The 18,813-nt window shown below is 55.1% G+C and carries 13 protein-coding genes; 10 read left to right on the top strand and 3 right to left on the bottom strand.

What is annotated here, in order from left to right; all coding sequences use genetic code 11:
* Positions 1 to 2: 2 nt before the first annotated feature.
* Positions 3 to 1,721 (bottom strand): Rqc2 family fibronectin-binding protein, encoded by a 1,719-nt coding sequence (locus tag IEW70_RS12490; RefSeq protein WP_188648263.1) that lies wholly within the window; start codon positions 1,719 to 1,721, stop codon positions 3 to 5.
* Positions 1,722 to 1,870: 149 nt separating this feature from the next.
* On the opposite strand from IEW70_RS12490, the gene IEW70_RS12485 reads away from it, so the two are divergent.
* Both IEW70_RS12485 and dapF read left to right on the top strand, forming a co-directional pair.
* Positions 1,871 to 4,609, top strand: coding sequence for a calcium-translocating P-type ATPase, SERCA-type (locus IEW70_RS12485; RefSeq protein WP_268234874.1), 2,739 nt, complete (start codon positions 1,871 to 1,873; stop codon positions 4,607 to 4,609).
* A 391-nt stretch (positions 4,610 to 5,000) separates the two neighbouring features.
* Positions 5,001 to 5,834 carry a diaminopimelate epimerase gene (gene dapF / locus IEW70_RS12480; protein ID WP_188648262.1) on the top strand — a complete coding sequence of 278 codons (834 nt, stop codon included), beginning with the start codon at positions 5,001 to 5,003 and terminating at the stop codon, positions 5,832 to 5,834.
* A 371-nt stretch (positions 5,835 to 6,205) separates the two neighbouring features.
* Here dapF and IEW70_RS12475 read toward each other — a convergent pair whose 3' ends face one another.
* Positions 6,206 to 6,319: a sporulation protein YjcZ gene (locus tag IEW70_RS12475; RefSeq protein WP_188648261.1), complete on the bottom strand. Its 114-nt coding sequence runs from the start codon at positions 6,317 to 6,319 to the stop codon at positions 6,206 to 6,208.
* A 305-nt stretch (positions 6,320 to 6,624) separates the two neighbouring features.
* On the opposite strand from IEW70_RS12475, the gene IEW70_RS12470 reads away from it, so the two are divergent.
* The 7 genes from IEW70_RS12470 to IEW70_RS12440 all read left to right on the top strand — a co-directional run bounded on the left by IEW70_RS12470 (position 6,625) and on the right by IEW70_RS12440 (position 16,192).
* A complete protein-coding gene (locus IEW70_RS12470) occupies positions 6,625 to 8,121 on the top strand; it encodes a CoA-acylating methylmalonate-semialdehyde dehydrogenase (RefSeq protein ID WP_373285973.1) in 1,497 nt (498 codons plus the stop codon).
* Between the two features lie 16 nt (positions 8,122 to 8,137).
* Entirely contained in the window at positions 8,138 to 9,526 is a 1,389-nt protein-coding gene (locus tag IEW70_RS12465) for an aspartate aminotransferase family protein (protein ID WP_373285965.1), read from the top strand.
* 188 nt (positions 9,527 to 9,714) lie between these two features.
* A complete protein-coding gene (locus tag IEW70_RS12460) occupies positions 9,715 to 11,229 on the top strand; it encodes an NCS1 family nucleobase:cation symporter-1 (protein ID WP_188648260.1) in 1,515 nt (504 codons plus the stop codon).
* Positions 11,230 to 11,249: 20 nt separating this feature from the next.
* Positions 11,250 to 12,587 (top strand): NAD(P)-dependent oxidoreductase, encoded by a 1,338-nt coding sequence (locus IEW70_RS12455; RefSeq protein ID WP_188648259.1) that lies wholly within the window; start codon positions 11,250 to 11,252, stop codon positions 12,585 to 12,587.
* A 25-nt stretch (positions 12,588 to 12,612) separates the two neighbouring features.
* The gene (gene preA / locus IEW70_RS12450) at positions 12,613 to 13,875 is read left to right on the top strand and encodes an NAD-dependent dihydropyrimidine dehydrogenase subunit PreA (RefSeq protein ID WP_188648258.1); all 1,263 of its coding nucleotides are present in this window, start codon (positions 12,613 to 12,615) and stop codon (positions 13,873 to 13,875) included.
* A 17-nt stretch (positions 13,876 to 13,892) separates the two neighbouring features.
* Positions 13,893 to 15,284 carry a dihydropyrimidinase gene (gene hydA, locus IEW70_RS12445; protein ID WP_188648257.1) on the top strand — a complete coding sequence of 464 codons (1,392 nt, stop codon included), beginning with the start codon at positions 13,893 to 13,895 and terminating at the stop codon, positions 15,282 to 15,284.
* Between the two features lie 17 nt (positions 15,285 to 15,301).
* The gene (locus IEW70_RS12440) at positions 15,302 to 16,192 is read left to right on the top strand and encodes a nitrilase-related carbon-nitrogen hydrolase (RefSeq protein ID WP_188648256.1); all 891 of its coding nucleotides are present in this window, start codon (positions 15,302 to 15,304) and stop codon (positions 16,190 to 16,192) included.
* 21 nt (positions 16,193 to 16,213) lie between these two features.
* Here IEW70_RS12440 and IEW70_RS12435 read toward each other — a convergent pair whose 3' ends face one another.
* On the bottom strand, positions 16,214 to 17,851 hold the full coding sequence (locus IEW70_RS12435; RefSeq protein ID WP_188648255.1) for a PucR family transcriptional regulator: 1,638 nt from the start codon (positions 17,849 to 17,851) through the stop codon (positions 16,214 to 16,216).
* Between the two features lie 256 nt (positions 17,852 to 18,107).
* Between IEW70_RS12435 and IEW70_RS12430 the strand changes: the two genes are divergently transcribed.
* Positions 18,108 to 18,813 (top strand): RNA-guided endonuclease TnpB family protein (locus tag IEW70_RS12430; RefSeq protein ID WP_188648254.1); only part of this gene is annotated, 706 nt, incomplete at its 3' end.

Here is an 18,813-nt window from a genome sequence, read left to right as displayed (position 1 = left end):
TGTTAACCATCCTTTCCCTGTTGCTCCAACTTTCGCACCGCTTGCTCATCCGGTGTGACGAAGAGGGTTTTCTGCTCTTCGTAGATGACAAAACCGGGTCGTGCGCCGGAAGGCTTTTTGACGTGCTTGATCAACGTATAATCCACCGGTACTTGGCTGGACTCCCGGGCTTTGCTGTAGTAAGCCGCCAGCATGGCCGCCTCGTGAAGGGTGGTTTCGCCGTAGTGTTCCCCGCGGATCACCACATGGGAGCCGGGGATGTCTTTGGTGTGTAGCCACGTGTCTCTCGGAGACGCCAAGCGGTGGGTGAGGTAGTCGTTTTGCTTGTTGTTGCGCCCAACCAGGATGGGTATCCCTTCGGAGGAGCGGTAGGAGGCGGGTACGGGCTTTTGCGGCTGCTTTTTCCGGCGGTTTTGTTTTCCGGAGGGACGCAGCCACTTTTGCTCTTCCAACTCTTCCCGGATTTCCTCTGCTTCCGATGGCGTGGCATCCAGCAACTGAACCAGGACCGATTCCAGATAATCCGTTTCTTGACATGTCTTCTCGATCTGTTCCTGACTGTGCTTGCGGGAGGCTTTTGCCTTGTTGTACTGCTTGAAATACCGCTGGGCGTTTTCCGACGGTGTAAGTTGAGGGTCTAACGGAATCGTGACTTCCGGCGCCTCCGGATCATAGTAGTTGACCGTAGTCAGGGATTCATCTCCCCGTTGGATCTGGTGCATAAAAGCAGTGACCAGTTCGCCATACGTACGGTACTCCTCCGCTTTCTCCGTAGCGGCTAGTTCTTGCTCCAGCTTCCGGATCTTGTTTTCGTTTTTCTCGATCTCGGATTTGAGCTTCCGGATTAGATCGTGGTTTTGCTGTCGGGAGCGGTCCCGTTCCGCTTTGCCGTGGAAAAAGGTTTCCAGACAACGGCTGGGCTGGGTAAACTCCCGCTTTTCTTGAAGGTGGGTGATCCGGATCATGGAAAAGACTTCTTTGGAACCGTTGTAGGCGATCGTCGGTTCATAGCGATGTTCCTTTACCTGGTTGATCACCGCAGAAAAAGCTTCCCAAAGCTGTTCCCGGTTGCCGATTCCGGTGCGATAGACCATTTCCTTGGCGTTGAGCGGACCGATGCCGGTAAATCGCTGGATGATCTGCTGATGAATGTTCCCTGTGTTAAATTGGATGGAACGGAGAAAGGTCTTTTTGTCGACATTCAGAGGGTTTCGTTTGTGCTGTTCCGGCGGCGGCTCATAAAGGGCTCCGGGCATTACCTGACGATGACGGCTCATGGCAGGGGATACTCGTTTGATAGCGTCCAGCACCTTGTTCGCCTCGGGGTCGATCAGGAGGATATTGCTGTGGCGCCCCATGATTTCCACCACCAGGCGGCGGATCACTTCATCCCCCAGGTCATTCCGGGTACGGATATCCAGGTGAACGATCCGTTCCATCCCTACTTGGGCTATCTTTTCTACGATCCCCCCCTCGCAATGCTTGCGGAGTAACATGCAGAACATGGGCGGCGTCATCGGATTCTCCGCCGGTTCTTCCGTCAAGTGCATCCGGGCATAGGCGGGATGGGCTGAGAGCAGCACCCGCCGGTTGCTTCCTTTGGACCGTATATGAAAAATGAGTTCCGTTTCCGTGGGTTGATAGATCTTCGCCACACGCCCGCCGACGATTCCTTGCAATTCATGAACGACGGCCCGGGTTGTAATTCCGTCAAAGGACATGCTGCTGCTCCTTTCTTCCGACCAAATCAGTATTAACTAGTATAGCATGTTTTCCTTTACTTGGTTGCCTTTGTTGATCTTAAGACATGTTTCGGAGCCTGTCTGAATAAGGTTACCATGAGAGTTTTTGAGACAAAGGGGGAGGAAACGTGTCTGAAGGCAGCCGCTTTGTGGATTGGGAAAGCGAGCGGGTCGCCTCCTATTTCGGCGTGGATCCCGATATGGGATTGGATGAGGCGGAAACCAGGAAGCGTCGGGAGAAAGTGGGGCCCAATCAGCTGGCTGAGGGGCAGAAAGTGTCCCCCGTGGTGATGTTGATCAATCAGTTCAAAGATTTCATGGTGTTGGTGTTGCTGGCGGCTACGCTGGTGTCCGGACTGTTGGGAGAGTATACGGATGCGGTGGCGATTATCGCGATTGTGGTGTTGAACGCCATCTTGGGGTTTGTGCAGGAGTTTCGTGCGGAAAAGTCTCTCAGCGCGTTGAAAAAGCTGTCGGCGCCGACTGCCAGGGTAAAGCGGAACGGTCGATGGATGCGGATTCCGGCATCCGATTTGGTTCCGGGGGATATCATCTCGTTGGAGAGCGGCGACCGGATTCCGGCGGATGTACGGCTGATTCATGCTGAAAACCTGTATATTGAAGAGTCGGCTCTGACAGGGGAATCGGTGCCCGTCAACAAGACGGATGCCCGCCTGCCCCAGGGGGACGTGCCATTGGGGGACCGCAAAAATATGGCATATCTCGGGACGATGGCGGTGCGGGGAACGGGTATAGGGGTGGTAGTGCATACCGGGATGGAGACGGAGATGGGACGGATCGCCCACTTGATTCAATCCACGGAAACGATGCAAACCCCGCTCCAGCGCCGTTTGGAGCAACTGGGGAAAATCTTGATCGTCGTTGCCTTGGCTTTGACGGCAGTCGTAGTATTGACGGGCATTATTCACGGTCATGAAGCGTACAAGATGTTCCTGGCGGGAGTCAGCTTGGCTGTCGCTGCCATCCCCGAAGGGCTGCCGGCCATTGTGACGATTGCGCTGGCTCTGGGTGTACAGCGGATGATCAAGCGGCAGGCCATCGTCCGAAAACTGCCTTCAGTAGAAACGCTGGGCTGTGCTTCCGTGATCTGCTCAGACAAAACAGGGACACTTACCCAGAACAAGATGACGGTCACCCACATTTGGACGGACGGGCGGCAGGTGCAAGTATCCGGGTCCGGGTATGAACCGGCAGGAGAGTTTACCATACAGGGACAAAAAGTAAAACCCGCTTCCAATCCTGCATTAAAACGGCTGTTGGAGGTGGCGGTTCTCTGTAACAATGCGGAGCTACTACGGGAAGGTGAAAAAGGGAAACTGCTCCGGCGCAAGCAGGAAAAGTGGCGGGTGGACGGTGATCCAACGGAAGGTGCGTTGCTGGTAGTCGGTGCCAAGGGGGAAGTGACCCAGGAGCGTTTGAGCGGGGATTGGAAGCGGGTGAAAGAGTACCCCTTTGATTCGGAACGCAAAATGATGTCGGTACTGGTGGAAAACCGCAAAGGAGAGCGGATGGTCTTTTCCAAAGGAGCTCCCGATGTACTGTTGAACAAATGTACCCACATCTTGAACAACGGTCGGAAAACTCCCCTGACAGATGCTCTGCGCTCTCAAGTTACGGAAACCAACGAACAGCTGGCTTCCATGGCTCTCCGCAACCTGGCCTTTGCCTACCGGGAGTGGAAAGGGGCTGAGCCGCAGCGGGAAAGCGCTGCCGAGCGGGAGCTGGTGTTTGTCGGTCTGGCAGGGATGATCGATCCGCCTCGGGAAGAAGTGAAAGATGCGATCCGTACCTGTCGTCGGGCAGGGATCCGTACGGTGATGATTACGGGTGACCATCAGATCACGGCAGTAGCCATTGCCCAGCAGCTGGGGATTTTGACCGACCGGGGGCTGACCGTGACTGGAAGTGAACTGGGACGGATGGGCGATCAGGAGTTTCAGAAAAAGGTGAACGATATCCATGTATATGCCCGGGTATCGCCGGAACACAAGCTGAAGATCGTGAAAGCGTTGCAGAAGGAAGGACATGTTGTCGCGATGACGGGGGACGGCGTGAACGACGCTCCCGCCATCAAAGCCTCAGACATCGGGATTGCCATGGGGATCACCGGCACGGACGTTTCCAAGGAAGCCTCTTCCCTGGTACTGGCGGATGATAACTTTGCCACGATCGTGGCGGCGATTGAAGAAGGACGCAGCATCTACGATAATATCCGCAAATTTATCAGTTATTTGTTGGCCAGCAACGTGGGGGAAATCCTGGTCATGTTTATGGCGATGCTGGCCGGTCTGCCCCTGCCGCTGGTTCCGATCCAAATCCTCTGGGTCAACCTGGTGACAGACGGCTTGCCCGCCATGGCTCTCGGGGTGGATCCGGCGGAAGAAGATACGATGGACCGGCAGCCGCGGAACAGCCGGGAAAGCATTTTTGCCCGAGGCGTCGGGTGGAAGATTTTGACCCGGGGCCTCATGATCGGGGCATGTACCTTGGGTGCCTTTTGGATGGTATATAACGAGGCACCGGATGATTTGGTCCGAGCCCAGTCCGTCGCTTTTGCCACCCTGGTGATGGCGCAGCTGATTTACGTCTTTGATTGCCGCAGCAGCCAATCCATTTTCCATCGGAGCCCGCTATCCAACAAACCGTTGGTGCTGGCGGTTTTGTCCTCGGTGATGCTGTTGTTCGGTGTGATGTACTACCCGCCGCTGCAGCCCGTTTTCCATACGGTGTCTCTCGGCTTCCGGGAGTGGGCCCTCGTGATCGTCGGATCGGCTTTGCCTACCATTGCTGCCGGTTTGCTCGACACCTTGCGTCCGGTGCGCCGGCTGGCGGGGAGCAGGGGTTGAATATAGATAGCGAGCGGGAAAACCCAGCCCTTTAGGGCTGGGATGAAAGCGAGCGTCGGACGAGGGAGGGTGTAAACCTCTGGCAAGTCCGACAAGGTTTTGGTATCGTTAAGACACGAGCGGAATTCGTTCAACTACTCGTGCCTGGAGAACCGAATCAGAGAGGGTTGGCAGGAGGAATCGGTCCTGTCGTAAAATGATTCCTGTCGAGTAACCGATGGAGGCTCGGCATTTCTCAGGCTCGGGGAGAGGGTAGCGGGTTGCCGCGCCCAATGATCCGAGAAGCCCACGGCGCCCGCAGGAAGTGCTCCTGGGATGCTTTAGAAGTGTGGAGCAAGCCACAATAAGTATATCTTGTTGTTTGTTCGCCAAAGGAGTTGGACTCATCCCGATGAAATTTACCAAGATGCACGGACTGGGCAATGATTTTGTCGTATGTCATCGGAAAGAGCCGTTATCGCTTGATGTATTCGAGCTGGCACGGAAAGTGTGTGACCGCCATTTGGGCGTGGGAGCAGACGGACTGGTCTTTATTCAGCCGTCGGAGCAGGCGGACTTTGCCATGCGGATCATCAATGCTGACGGGACGGAAGCGGAGCAGTGCGGCAATGCTGTCCGTTGTGTAGCCAAGTATTATTATGACCGTATTTCCGGCGCTCGCCGGGAGTTGACAGTGGAAACGAAGGCCGGTCTTCAGAAGGTATGGATGGAAGAGGATAAAGAGGGGGCCGCCATGGTCCGCGTCGATATGGGCCCACCGGTGTTGGAAGGACGGAAAGTCCCTACCGTCCTCGACAAGGATATGGTAGTGGATGAGCCGGTGACAGTGGAGGATACCACCTTCCATTTCACGGCGGTATCGATGGGCAATCCCCACGCTGTCATTTTTGTGGAGGATGCGGTGCAGTTCCCGGTGGAGAACTGGGGACCCCGCCTGGAAACGCATTCGCTGTTTCCTAACAAAACAAATGTGGAGTTTGTGACCGTCCACTCTCCTCATGAGCTGGATATGCGCGTGTGGGAGCGGGGGGTTGGCCAAACGATGGCTTGTGGTACGGGTGCCTGTGCCTCGTTGGTGGCGGCAGTACTGACGGGGAAAGCCGAACGCCGAGCGACCGTTCATCTTAAGGGCGGCGATTTACAGATCGAGTGGAATGAAGAGGACGGGCACGTATATATGATCGGTCCTGCAGTTACAGTGTTTGAAGGGGAATGGGCGTTGTAATACATGACACAACGGCGCCAACAGCAAAGAAAAAGAACACCCGCGGATCCCAGCAGCATAAACAAGCGGGTACTGTCTGTTCCAAAACGATGACCGAGGCGCGATAGGAAATGCTATGTGTAGCCCGCTTTTGCCTCGATCCTACATTTTTTCGCTGAGTTCAGATACCGCGACTAGCAAAGGGCATCTTGCTACTCTTATACAACTGCTGACAAAGTTTCTCAAAATGAGCTAAAGAACTCTTTTTACCTGAGTAGCGACTTTTGACGACTGCGTTGGAGGGAAAGGGAGCGACGGGCAAAAGGTTGAAGCTATCCTACAAGTTTGTCAACAAACTGACAACCCTGCCTGAAAGGGCAGGGTTGTTTTCATTAATAGCCCCAGATACCGACCAAAGCAAAAATTGTCGCAATCACCAGCAGGAAAAGCAACAGACGACGCAGGCCGAATCCATAACCGTAACCGTAGCCACCGTAGCCACTCATGTGTTTCCCCCCTTTCTCCCTTTATAAATATTGTGGCCGGGCCGCTTGGGGAAAGGTGCTCGCCTAGAAAGTGAAAAAAAGGTGTCCGCCTTGGTGGATCGGCAGTGTGTTCAATCTGTATGAAAGAATACGGAATTTTTCGTATGCAATGCACGAGGGAAAATTCTGATAATTGGGGTATCCTTGGAGAGAGAATGGTTGTTTTGGTGTTTAAACATTCGATGTTGTTTTCTTACATTTTGTATGGCAAGAAACCGACAGCAAACCGATAGCTTAAAAGAGAAAGGACAAATGAGGTGATGGTGTTGGAAACAGCGATGAAAGCAACCCGTTTATCCAATTTTGTCGGGGGAGTGTGGCGTGCTTCGGAAGCAAGGGAAGTGCTGCCGGTTCCCAATCCGGCGACGGAGGAGGTGCTGGCAGAGGTTCCTCTATCTACTGGGAACGACGTGGATGCGGCGGTTTCGGCTGCGGTTCAAGCGTTTGCAGGGTGGAGCGAGGTCCCCGTCGTTGAGCGCGCCCGGCTGTTGTTCCGGTTCCGGGAATTGTTGGTGCGGGATTTGCACAGTCTGGCTCGCACGCTGACCCAGGAGAACGGTAAAACGCTGAAGGAAGCTGAGGCGGAAATCTGGCGGGGAATTGAAGTGGTCGAGTTTGCCGCGGGTATGCCCCATTTGATCAAAGGGGAGATCACTCCGCAAGTCTCCCGCGGCATCGATATGGAATTGGTACGGATGCCTGTCGGGGTGGTGGCGGGGATTACCCCATTCAACTTTCCGGTCATGGTGCCGTTGTGGATGTTGCCATTGGCCCTTGGCGCGGGGAATACCTTTGTACTGAAGCCGTCCGAGAGAACCCCTCTCTCCGCGACTCGTTTGGCCGAGCTTTTGACAGAAGCCGGGTTTCCCGAAGGTGTCTTCAATTTGGTACATGGGGGCAAGGAGGTTGTTAGTAGGCTGTTGGAGCATCCGGATGTCCATGCCGTATCCTTTGTCGGGTCCCAGCCCGTAGCGGAAACCGTCTACCGGACAGCGGCTGCCCGCGGCAAGCGCGTACAGGCACTGGCCGGCGCTAAAAACCATCATATTGTACTGCAAGATGCCCACTTGGCTAAATCGGTGCAAAATGTAGCCAGTTCGGCCTTTGGTTGTGCAGGTCAGCGTTGCATGGCGGGAAGCGTCGTGGTGGTGGAAGAGGCTGTGGCCGACCGGTTCCTGGCATCGTTGGGGAAAGCAGCAGATGAGATCTGTGTCGGGAACGGCCTGGAAGAAGGAATCGAACAAGGTCCCCTCATCCGTTCGGAGCACCGGGAAAAGGTGCTGAACAAAATTGAAGAGGGAGTAAAGGAAGGGGCGGTATTGTTCCGGGACGGACGGGATGAACAAGCTAAACAGGAGAAAGGATACTTCCTCGGTCCGACGATCCTGGATCGGGTGCGTCCCGAAATGGCCGTTGTCCGGGAAGAGTTGTTTGCACCGGTGCTCAGTGTCATTCGTGTGAAGGATTTGACGGAAGCATTGGAAGTGGTGAACCGATCGCGGTTTGGCAATGCAGCGGTGTTATACACGGAAAGCGGGGAGTCGGCCCGACGGTTCCGTGAAGAGGTGCAAGCCGGGATGTTGGGGATCAACGTGGGAGTTCCCGTTCCCAGTGCCTTCTTCCCCTTCAGCGGTTGGAAGCAATCCTTTTATGGAGACTTGCATGCCAATGGTCGGGATGCGATCGAATTTTACACGAAAAAAAAGATGGTCACCAGCCGATGGTTTGGCAGTGAAGAGGAATCTCCAAAAGCAGGTCGATAGGAAGGGGTGCGGGAGAATGAACCAAATGCACCGGGAGGCGGAAAGGGTCAGTAAGGAGGAGCGGCAGGCGTGGATCGAAAAAGACCGGCAATATGTTTGGCATCACATGCTCCCCTACGCGGCCAGCCAGAATCCCCTGATTATCACGAAAGGGGATGGAGCCTGGGTAATCGATTTGGAGGGGAACCGGTATTTGGATGCCATGTCGGGACTCTGGTGCGTCAACCTGGGGTACTCCAATCGCGAGTTGGCACAAGCCGCTTATGAACAGCTGCTGCAGATTCCTTATTATCCGATGACCCAGAGCCACCTGCCAGCGATCCAGCTGAGTGAGAAATTGAATGAGTGGCTGGAGGGAGACTACCGGATCTTCTTTTCCAACAGCGGTTCGGAAGCCAATGAAACGGCATTTAAAATCGTGAGGCAGTATCATGCTCAGAACGGGGAACCCACCCGGTGGAAATTTATCTCCCGGTACCGGGCCTATCATGGCAACTCGTTGGGAGCTTTGGCCGCTACCGGTCAGGCGGTGCGCAAGCAACACTATGAACCCCTGGCACCGGGCTTTGTTCATGTGCCGCCGCCCTATTGCTACCGTTGTCCTTTCGGGAAAAGCCGAGACACTTGCGAAATAGAATGTGCTTCCATCTTTGAGCAGGTGATTCAGTGGGAAGGTCCGGACACGGTGGCGGGGGTGATTATGGAGCCCGCGATCACGGGAGGGGGAGTGATCGTGCCGCCTCCGGAGTACATGCAACAGGTGCGGGAGATTTGCGACCGGTACGGGGTGCTCTTGATCGCAGACGAGGTAATCTGTGGATTTGGCCGTTCCGGAAAATCCTTCGGTCATCAAAACTTTGCCGTGAAACCTGATGTGGTCACCATGGCCAAAGGAATCACCAGTGCGTATCTTCCGCTGTCCGCGACGGCAGTGCGGGCCGATCTGTTCAATGCCTTCAAAGATGAGCACGCTTATGCCCATTTCCGGCATGTCAACACCTTTGGAGGTAATGCCACGGCCTGTGCTCTCTCACTGAGGACATTGGAGCTGATGGAAGAAATGGAATTGGTGGCCCGATGTGAAGAGCTGGGGCAGCGGATGCAGGAGCGGATGATGTCTCTAGTAGACCATCCCTTAGTCGGTGATCTTCGTTTCTTCGGTCTGATAGCGGGAGTGGAACTAGTATCGGACAAGGAAACCAAAACGCCCGCTTCCCCGGAAATCGTGGGCCGGATCCTCGCTGCTTGCAAAAGCCGGGGCGTGCTCATCGGCAAAAACTCCGATACGGTGCCGGGGCAAAACAACGTGCTGACTCTTGCGCCGCCCTTGATCATCACCGACGAAGAGCTGGATCTGATCGTCCGCGTATTGCAGGAGGCTCTACAGGAAGTGCATTTCATTTAGTGAAGTGCGGGTGCGAAAACGGATTTATTGATGCAAAGTAAAGGGGTGTATTCCGTATCAGAATGGTATATCGCGCGGGGGACATCCGGGTCGAAGGCAATACTGCAGACAGCACTACAAAGTTAGAGAATTTGTTTGGCTAACGGAGTGGGGAGGCCTGCTTTCATCCAGAAGGGAGGCAATTCCCTGTGAAGTCCCAAGTGGAGAAAAACGGGATCGTTACATTGGAAACACAGACAGCGGAACGGTTGAGTGAGAGTCCGTTGTGGAACGACGATCTTCGGCCGACGCGCCGGGAAGAACACCATTGGACCACCTGGAATTTTGCCGCGATGTGGATCAGCATGTGTCTGTGCATTCCTGCCTATGCCCTGGCTGGCGGCATGATTTCCTTGGGAATGAACTGGTGGCAGGCGGTGATGACCGTCCTGCTGGGCAATCTGATCGTGCTGATCCCGATTTTGTTAAATGCCCATGCCGGAACCAAGTTCGGCATCCCGTATCCGGTATATGCCCGGCTGTGGTTTGGATCAAAAGGGGCCCACATCCCCGCGCTGGCTCGGGCGCTGATCGCCGCCGGGTGGTTTGGCATCAACTGCTGGATCGGGACCACAGCGATCGACGGGTTGTTGCAGGCAGTGTATCGAGGCTGGTGGGATGTGCCGGGGCATACCGTGATCGTCTTTCTGTTGTTTTGGGGGCTTAACGTGTTTGTAGCCTACAGAGGGCCGGAAAGCATCAAGAATCTGATGAAGTTCTCCGCTCCGCTGCTGATGGCGGCCTCCTTGGGCCTGTTCATCTGGGCGGTGACTGCTGCCGGCGGATTGGGACCGATGTTGTCGGCACCGTCCAAATTTGATTCAGCGGGTGAGTTTTTGGTGGTGTTCTTTCCGTCATTGATGGGATGTATCGCCTTCTGGTCTACGATGGCGCTCAATATTCCGGATTTCTGCCGCTATGCCAAAAGCCAGCGGGCGCAAGTGGTGGGACAGTCGCTCTCCCTGCCGACGGCGATGGGGGCCTTCTCTTTTCTCGCCATTGCGGTTACATCCGCCACCGTCGTCGTTTTTGGTGAAGCGTTGTGGGATCCGGTGGCGATTATTACCCGCTTTCCCGCTCCGGTCATATTGCTGGGCGCGGTAGTGATCACCATTTCCAGCCTGACGATCAATGTGGGTGCCAACGTGGTGGCTCCGGCAAGGGCGATCGAAAATCTGTGGCCGAAACGGATCACCTTCGCCATGGGGGCGGTGATTACCGGACTGCTTGGAATGGCGATTCAACCCTGGTACATCATGGAGAACTTCGGCAACTACATCTTTGGCTGGCTGGGCACTTACGGCGCGTTGCTGGGACCGATTGACGGGATTGCCATTGCCGATTACTGGTTGGTCCGCAAGCGGCGGCTGGCCTTGGCAGAACTGTATCAAAACGAAGGACGCTACCATTATCGGGGCGGCATCAACTGGAACAGCGTGATTGCGTTGATCATCGGGGTTGCTGTTCCCGCTTTGGGGTGGTTGATACCTAGTCTTTCCATTCTGTGGGACAATGCTCTGCTTGTGGGGATGGTGACAGCCGTCGTGGTCTATACAGGGTTGATGCGCAACCATGAGACATTGGTTTCGCCTGTGGAGTATCGAAGCATGACCCAGATGGAAGATGAGCCGTCGTTGGTGTCTACTGCTAACGTTTCGCAATGAGAAACAAAGGGGGGAATACCATGTCTGAAAGGTTGGAATCTTCTTCGCTCTTTGCATCCATTCACCGCTCCTTGGGCCGCATGGACGTAGTTCATGAAGCCAATCGGTGTCTCTATTGTTACGATGCCCCTTGCACGCAAGCCTGTCCTACCCATATCGATGTACCGGCGTTTATCCACAAAATCCGCACCGGCAATCTGAAGGGCAGTGCCCGTGTGATTATGGAGGCTAATCCCGCAGGGGCCAGTTGTGCACGGGTTTGTCCTACAGAAGAGTTGTGTGAAGGCGCCTGCGTGTTGAATAAGGAGGATGTTGCGATCCGGATCGGGGATTTGCAGCGGTATGTGACTGATTGGGTACGGGAGCACGATGTGGAACTGTTCCAGCCGGGGCCGCCGACCGGGTTTCGGGTGGCGGTGGTAGGCGGCGGCCCCGCCGGATTGTCTGCTGCACGGGAGTTGGCCCGGATGGGACACAGTGTCACCATCTATGAGGCCAAATCCCGGCTGGGCGGACTGAACACCTACGGGATCGTTCCCTTCCGTTTGCCTGAGGATGTCGCCTTGTGGGAGGCGGAGCAGGTCGTGAAGCTGGGGGTAACGGTGCATACCGATACGGCGGTGGGACGGGATATCTCTCCACAAGAGCTGCTCACCCGGTTTGATGCTGTGGTGTTGGCTTTCGGGATGGGTGCTGTGCCGCGGCTGGGTATTGAAGGGGAAGAGCTGACCGGCGTGTGGGATGCCATCGAGTTGATCGAACGGGTGAAAACCGGCAAAAGCATCGGGGAGATCGGCAGCACCGTGGTGGTGATCGGGGCGGGCAACACCGCCGTGGATGCGGCTACTTGTTCCAAACGGCTGGGGGCGGAACAGGTCACGATGGTGTATCGCCGGACCGAAAAGGAAATGACGGCTTACGAATTTGAATACGACTTTGCCAAGCAAGAAGGCGTGGAGTTTCGCTGGCTGTCTGCACCCACCCGCATCCTGGGAGAAGAGGGACGCGTACGGGGAGTGGAGTTTATCCGGATGCGGCTGGAAGCGGCTGATGACAGCGGGCGCCCCCGACCCGTTCCCATCCCCGGCTCCGAGTACGTGGTCGAGGCGGATACGGTGATTCGCGCGATTGGACAACATCGGCTGACGGAAGTATTGCAGGGACTGGGGGTGGAGTGCAGGGACGGCGTGATCCAAGTGGATGAACGCTTCCGAACGAGCAATCCCAAGGTTTTTGCCGCCGGGGACTGCACTTTTGAAAAAGGGCGCGGGGAAGCGATGGTAGTGGAAGCGGCCGAGCAGGGGAAAGTTGCAGCATGGAGTCTCCATCAACAGTGGAGTCACATGCAACGGGTATAAATCCAGAATCCGGAGGTGCAAATCCATGGCCGATTTGTCCATCGATTTGGCGGGCATTCGAAGTCCCAACCCCTTTTGGCTGGCTTCAGCCCCGCCGACAAACAGCGGATACCAGGTGATGCGGGCGTTTGAAGCGGGCTGGGGCGGTGCCGTGTGGAAGACGCTCGGAGATCCCATCGTCAATGTTTCCTCCCGATTTGCCGGTTTACAGGTAGGTTCTCAGCGGATGTTCGCCATGAACAATATCGAGCTGATCACGGACCGTCCGTTGGAAGTGAACCTGAAGGAAATCCGGGAGGTAAAGAAACGGTTTCCCGATCGAGCGGTGGTCGCATCCCTCATGATGGAACCGAAAAAGGAGAGCTGGCAGGAGCTGGTGAAGCGGGTTCAGGACGTGGGTGTAGACGGGTTTGAACTAAATTTCGGCTGCCCCCACGGAATGTCGGAAAGGGGGATGGGTTCTGCTGTCGGGCAAGTGCCGGAGCTGGTGCAACAGAGTACCGAATGGGTGGTGGAGGCAGCGGAGGTTCCTGTCATCGTCAAGTTGACCCCCAACATCACGGATATCCGTCACACGGCACGGGCGGCGGCGCAAGGGGGCGCCAACGCGATCAGTATGATCAACACCATCAACAGCTTGATGGGGGTGGATCTCGATACCTGGTATCCCGTGCCCCATGTGGATGGAAAAGGGGCCCACGGCGGGTACTGCGGCCCGGCAGTCAAACCGATTGCCCTGCACATGGTGGCGGATTGCGCCCGGGATCCGGATATCAACATTCCCATCTCCGGGATCGGGGGCGTTTCCACCTGGCGAGACGCCGTAGAATACCTTCTGATGGGGGCGACCGGGGTCCAGGTGTGCACGGCGGCGATGCACCACGGGTTCGGGATTGTGGAGGATATGATCGACGGGCTGAACCATTATCTGGACGACCGCGGCCTGGCCTCCGTCCGGGAACTGACGGGACGATCCGTTCACCGCTATACCGAGTGGGGCAACCTCAACCTGGAATACAAAGTGGTCGCCCGCATCGATCAGGATGCCTGCATTCGCTGCAACAAGTGTTACATCGCCTGTGAAGATACGGCGCATCAATGCATTGACCGGGTACCGCAGCCGGACGGAATCCACCGGTTGGTGGTGCGGGAAGAAGATTGTGTGGGCTGTAACCTCTGCTCGATGGTGTGTCCAGTGGATGACTGTATCACGATGGTACAGGTGGATGCCAGCAAACCGGCGCAAACCTGGCGTGAGCGGGAAATGGCGCGTATAGGCGGAAAATAACGACGGGAGGAGAAGCTATGGGTACGTTGATCCGCGGCGGCACTGTTGTGACTGCCAGCGATGTGATGAAAGCCGATGTGCTGATTGAAAACGGAATCGTCACCCATATCGGAGAACGGATTTTGTCCATCGGTCACGAGACGATTGATGCTTCCAACTGTTATCTGTTTCCCGGAGGGGTTGATCCCCACACCCACCTGGATATGCCTTTCGGGGGGACAATCACGGCAGACGACTTCCAAACGGGAACCATTGCAGCCGCCTTTGGAGGAACCACCACCATCGTCGACTTTGCCCTGCATGAAAAAGGAAGCACTTTGGCTGACTCCTTGCGTACCTGGCATGCCAAGGCGGAGGGGAAGGCGGCCATCGACTACGGATTCCATATGATGGTCGGGGATATGCGGGAAGAAGTGATGAACGAGATTCCCGCCATGGTGGAAAAAGAAGGGGTCATGTCGTTCAAGGTGTTCATGGCCTACAAGAACAATCTGCAGGTGGATGACGAAACCTTGTTCCGGGTGCTGCGCATGGCAGGGCAAAACGGAGCGCTGGTGCAGGTGCACGCCGAAAACGGGGACGTCATCGATGTACTGGTCCGGGAGGCTTTGGCATCGGGTCAGACGGAGCCCAGATATCATGCCCTTACCAGGCCGCCGGAAGCGGAAGGGGAAGCGACAGCCAGAGCGATCCGTTTGGCGGAGATCGCCGGAGCCCCTCTGTATGTGGTCCATGTTACTTGTGCTCATGCGGCTGACCAGATCAGCGAGGCGCGGAAAAGGGGGCTTCCCATCTACGGGGAGACCTGCCCGCAGTATCTGGTATGCGACTATACGGATTACGAGCGGCCGGGGTTTGAAGGGGCCAAATATGTGATGTCTCCGCCGCTTAGGGATCAATGGCACCAGGAAGTGCTGTGGAACAAGCTGAAAAACATGGAGATGCATGTGCTTGGCTCGGATCAGTGTTCCTTCAACTACCGAGAGCAAAAAGAGCTGGGATTGGGCGACTTTACTAAAATCCCCAACGGTGCGCCCACCATCGAGGACCGGATGTCGATTCTCTATCACTTTGGCGTCCATGAAGGGCGGATCGGCTTGAGCAAATTTGTTGCGTTGACGTCCACCAATGCAGCCAAACTGTTTGGTTTGTACCCTCAAAAAGGGACGATCGCCGTCGGTAGTGATGCGGATATCGTCGTGTGGGATCCCAGCGCGGAACGGACATTGTCTGCCGAAACGCACCATATGAACGTGGATTACAACCCCTTTGAGGGGATGAAGGTGAGCGGGCTGCCTCGCTATGTTCTGCTGCGGGGGGAGACCATTGTCAATCACGACCGGTTCACCGGTAGACCGGGGATGGGACAGTTTGTCCGGGGGCAGCGCTTTAGCCCTGTCGATCTTTAACTGAAGGAGGAAACGCCATGGAAGCCAAAGTGAAAATCGGGCTGATTCAAGCTTCTCATGATGTGGACGGGTCGGAACCAGTGGAGGTTCATAAACAGGCGGCGATTGAAAAGCATCTGCCCCTGATTCGGGAGGCGGCTCGAGAAGGGGCCAAAATCATCTGCCTGCAAGAGTTGTTTTACGGGCCGTATTTTTGCACCGAACAAAACCCCAAATGGTATGCGGCGGCGGAAAAAGTGCCGGACGGACCGACGACACGGCTGATGCAGAAGCTGGCAAAAGAGCTGGAAGTGGTACTGATCGTCCCGGTGTACGAAGAGGAGTTGACGGGAGTCTACTACAATACTGCTGCGGTGATCGATGCGGACGGCAGATTTTTAGGCAAATACCGCAAACAGCACCTTCCTCAGGTGCAGGCGGGGCCGGAAGGCTGTGGCTTCTGGGAAAAATACTACTTTAAACCGGGCAATCTTGGATATCCCGTATTTGACACCGCTTATGCCAAAGTAGGAGTGTATATCTGTTATGACCGGCACTTCCCCGAAGGGGCGCGGCTCCTGGGACTCAACGGTGCAGAGGTGGTATTCAATCCCTCGGCGACGGTGGCAGGTTTGTCGGAGTATTTGTGGAAATTGGAACAGCCGGCCCATGCAGTAGCCAACGGCTATTACCTGGGCGCCATTAACCGGGTAGGATGGGAAAAACCCTGGGACATGGGGGAATTCTACGGTCAATCCTACTTGGTGAACCCGCGGGGCGAATTTGTTGCCATCGGAGAGCGGGACAAAGATCAAGTGATCCTTGGTGAGATGGATCGGGAGTTGATCAAAAGGGTCCGGAATACCTGGCAGTTTTACCGGGACCGCCGTCCGGAAACCTATCAGGAAATGGCCGTCCTGTTGCCGTGAAAAAAACACTCCCCGGCGCGATTACCCTTCGCCGGGGATTTTTTGCGGCGCGGAACGAGGATATGGCTGTTGATGTATCTCCAGAAAACGATGGGCAGCCAGAGCCGTGTCTAGGGCCAGCCGACGAGGCGGCTCTTCCCAGCGTTTGCCGAGCAGGTTGGTGATTTGCTCCAAACGGTAGTACAGTGTTTGCCGGTGGATAAACAACGTTTTGGCGGTGTGTTGTTTGGATTGTCCGCAGGCGAAAAAAGCTTCCAACGTGCGGATCAGTTCGGTGCCGTTTTGCCGGTCATAATCCAACAAAGGCCCGAGCTGATCCGAGATGTAGTTTTGTAAAGTGGCCGGGTCCATCTGCAAAAACAACTGCCATGTATGAAGGTCGTCATAACAAGTAAGAGAATAAGAGGAATGAGAGGAGCTGTCTGTCTGGGAGAAAAAGAGGTCCATTCCGGGACGCTTATGCACTTTGAGGGCCAGCATGGCTTGTGACCAGGCTTGAGGTGCCTGCTGAAGCTGATAAAAGCCTTGGCTAATTCCGATCCGAAAAGGGTTCGAGCACCATGTGGCTCTGCCGTTCATTTGAGCGAACAGGCGATCAAATCCCTTTTGAATCGCTGAAGTAAAAGTATGGGGAGGACGGCCTTGGAGGTCTGTCAATACCATGGCCCATCCGTGTTCCTGGGGGGCAATCCAGGCGTGAATCCCCTCCCGGTAAAAAGCCGGGAAGGCCTGCCGAATCCATTGCAGATGGATGGACTCTTCCAGCATGTCCGTATCCGTGGAAACAGGGGCAATCGCAGCCAAGGCGCAGGGGTTGCCCTGATGCAAGGCGGAGGAGAGGGCTGAGGGTACTTGTGCTCTCCCTCGACTCAGCAGTTCATCGATCCATTTTTGCACCTGACGCAATTGCCGTTCTTCCAAGGAAATGCGTCGCAGCAACTCTTGTGCGATCGCGGTTGCGGCCCTGTCCAGAATGAAGTGGTGAAATTCAGCGAAGTTGCCGTCATGAGCCAGGTGCAACTCTCCGACCTGCATGTCCAGTGCAAGGATGGGCTGGACGATTTCCTGTTGTTTTTGGAAGGTGGCGGGTGTCACTTCCGGGGGATAGGTAAGATCGGTGTCAAAATGATCCTTCAGCCAAACGCAGCAGCCGGTTTCCTCATAGAGAAGACGTAAAATCTGAAGGATCCCCTGGGGTCTGAGTGTCAATTGTAAAAAGCGGCGGGACATCTCTTCCAGGGAGACCAATTGGTGATGATGGCGATGGATGAGGTATGCGTGAATATCTTGCGTGATATCGATAAATCGGACTTCCTGTTCAAAGACGATAATCGGGAATCCGTGAGTGTCCGCGAACTGGATCACACTCTTCGGCACCTGGGTAAAATGACGGACCAATTCGATGCACAGACCGGAGACACCCCTTTCCGTCAATTGCTGGACAAATTGCAGGGCTAACGCATCCTGGCCGTTTAAGCCCATCCCGGTGGTGAGGATCAGCTCCTGTCCATTGACAAAGGAAGCGGACTGGGTATCTTCCAACACATGCACCCAGCGGACCGGGCGGGATAAGCCTCTTTTTCCCGCCGCCACCCTGGAAGTAAGGAAGATGGGACGTTTCAGTACATCTGCAACCGTAAATGGCTCTCGATGGTCCATACCCTATTCCTCCCTTAATCGGATTGTCCTCTATCTGTTGTATTCGCCTTTACACCGGCCCTTTCCTTGATCCATCATGGGAGATGGTTTTTCAAACCTAAATAGTGACCGGGAAAACCCAGCCCTTTATGGTTGGGATGAAAGTGAGCGTCGGACAAGGGAGGGCTTGCCCCCTCTCAACCGTCCGACAATTTTTTCGCCAAAAGACTAGAACATACGTTCCTGCTGAGGTAAAATCAAAGGGACAAGGAAGTGAATGCAGATCTACAAGGCGTATCGGTTTCGCATCTACCCGAACCGGAAACAAATCAGTCTCATCCATCGGTCCATCGGTTGCACACGGTTTGTGTTCAACCATTTTTTAAGTCAATGGAACAAAGCTCATGAACAAACGGGGNAATTGACGAAATTAAAAAAAGAGTTGGAATGGTTGAAGGAACCGGATGCGACTTCGTTGCAGAATGCATTGAAGCATTTGGCGGATGCTTTTCAACGGTTTTTCAAGAAACAGAATCACCGCCCCCGGTTTAAGAGCAAAAAGCATCCGGTTCAGTCGTACACGTCCCAGTGCAACTATCCGAAAAAGGGGCCGCCGACGATGGTCATCCAAGGCCATCGGATCAAACTGCCGAAACTGGGGTGGGTCCGTTTTGCGAAGTCCAAACAGGTCGAGGGACGAATTTTATCCGCCACTGTGCGGAAAAACCCTTCCGGCAAGTATTTCATCTCCGTCTTGTGTCAGCGGATCTTTAGCCCTTTTGTGCCGGTAGACAAATCCAAAGCCGTGGGCATCGACCTGGGATTGAAACATTTCGCGATTCTCTCCAGTGGAGAGGTGATTCCCAACCCAAAACATCACCGGAAGTACGAGAAACAGTTGATCCGTTGGCAGCGGATTCTGTCCCGGAGACGAAAGGGCAGCCAAAACCGGAACAAAGCCCGATTAAAAGTAGCCCGGCTCT

Origin of the sequence: Marinithermofilum abyssi (assembly GCF_014641195.1) — a bacterium.
Taxonomy (GTDB): Bacteria; Bacillota; Bacilli; order Thermoactinomycetales; family DSM-45169; genus Marinithermofilum; species Marinithermofilum abyssi.
The sequence above is the reverse complement of the archived record's forward strand: the minus strand, read 5'-3'. Positions and strand labels throughout refer to the sequence as shown.

Coding starts and splice junctions, on each gene's coding strand:
- IEW70_RS12440 (WP_188648256.1), top strand. CDS start 15,302: ATGGAAGCCAAAGTGAAAATCGGGCTGATTCAAGCTTCTCATGATGTG.
- dapF (WP_188648262.1), top strand. CDS start 5,001: ATGAAATTTACCAAGATGCACGGACTGGGCAATGATTTTGTCGTATGT.
- IEW70_RS12490 (WP_188648263.1), bottom strand. CDS start 1,721: ATGTCCTTTGACGGAATTACAACCCGGGCCGTCGTTCATGAATTGCAA.
- IEW70_RS12465 (WP_373285965.1), top strand. CDS start 8,138: ATGAACCAAATGCACCGGGAGGCGGAAAGGGTCAGTAAGGAGGAGCGG.
- preA (WP_188648258.1), top strand. CDS start 12,613: ATGGCCGATTTGTCCATCGATTTGGCGGGCATTCGAAGTCCCAACCCC.
- IEW70_RS12455 (WP_188648259.1), top strand. CDS start 11,250: ATGTCTGAAAGGTTGGAATCTTCTTCGCTCTTTGCATCCATTCACCGC.
- hydA (WP_188648257.1), top strand. CDS start 13,893: ATGGGTACGTTGATCCGCGGCGGCACTGTTGTGACTGCCAGCGATGTG.
- IEW70_RS12435 (WP_188648255.1), bottom strand. CDS start 17,851: ATGGACCATCGAGAGCCATTTACGGTTGCAGATGTACTGAAACGTCCC.
- IEW70_RS12475 (WP_188648261.1), bottom strand. CDS start 6,319: ATGAGTGGCTACGGTGGCTACGGTTACGGTTATGGATTCGGCCTGCGT.